This window comes from Shewanella marina JCM 15074, assembly GCF_000614975.1.
In the GTDB taxonomy this organism is placed as follows: domain Bacteria; phylum Pseudomonadota; class Gammaproteobacteria; order Enterobacterales; family Shewanellaceae; genus Shewanella; species Shewanella marina.
Genome location: NZ_BALM01000067.1, coordinates 1 through 1,051 on the forward strand (window position 1 = coordinate 1; position 1,051 = coordinate 1,051).

Annotated in this window: 2 tRNA genes; both read right to left on the bottom strand. The window is 37.4% G+C overall.

Annotation, left to right across the window (positions count from 1 at the left end):
* Positions 1-816: 816 nt before the first annotated feature.
* Positions 817-892 (bottom strand) — tRNA-His (locus JCM15074_RS20165).
* A 73-nt stretch (positions 893-965) separates the two neighbouring features.
* Positions 966-1,042, bottom strand: a tRNA-Pro gene (locus JCM15074_RS20170).
* Positions 1,043-1,051 lie beyond the last annotated feature (9 nt).

A 1,051-nucleotide genomic window follows, 5' to 3' on the forward strand; every position in this document is an offset into this window, starting at 1 on the left:
GCTTTATCAATCAAACTACGTATTAGTGAGTAACCGCTTACACTTTGCATACCACGCTTATCGCGCCGTTTGCCGTGTCAGTGGGGTTGCATTATAGGGGGTATTTGAGATTGCACAAGCGCTTTTTAACAAAAACTGGCAATTAATTTTTACACTCAACTTATATCCAGTTAAAACACTCATTACCCACTAAGTTATCCACAGTAGATCGTTTTATATACAGATATCTATTTACTTATGTAGCAAGGCTTTGATTGAATTTAAAGCAAAGTTATCCAAACAACCCACATTTATAGTTATTGCGTCATAAACTCTCTAACACACGTTATAACTGATCATTTTGGTGCAATACCTTTATAGTCGTTACACTCAAACAGCTTTTGCTTGTATAAAACCAAACAAGCTGAAGTTGCTATTTTCAAAAACATCTAAGCAAATTTCATTCTTGCCACATCTATACAGGAACAATATTTCCTTTTATGGCGGTGCAACACAAAGTGAACTTACTTAAAACTGATCATGATTAATAATCTCTATGCATGTATAACCTCTAGAACAGCTGTTTGGGATCCGCAAAAATATTAATAACCAAATACAACAAAGCCCCACGAATGTGAGGCTATATAAAGGTAAATGTTCAAGTCTCTCTAAAGTCGCTATTTTTGCCGCTTCAGTAAATTTAACTCTAGGCACATTTATGAGAATAGTATTTCCTTTTAAGTCACGATATTAATCCTACTTGCTTACCAATACTCTAAAGAACTCAAATTCCAGATACAACAAAGCCCCGCTAATGCGAGGCTTTATTGTTTATAATGGGGTGACTGATGGGGTTCGAACCCACGACAACCGGAATCACAATCCGGGACTCTACCAACTGAGCTACAATCACCACTGTTCTTTACATCAAGCTTTTATGCTTGATTATAAAAAAACCTCACTATCGCGAGGCTTTTTTATTTAATTGGTCGGTGATAGAGGATTCGAACCTCTGACCCTCTGGTCCCAAACCAGATGCGCTACCGGGCTGCGCTAATCACCGATTTACATT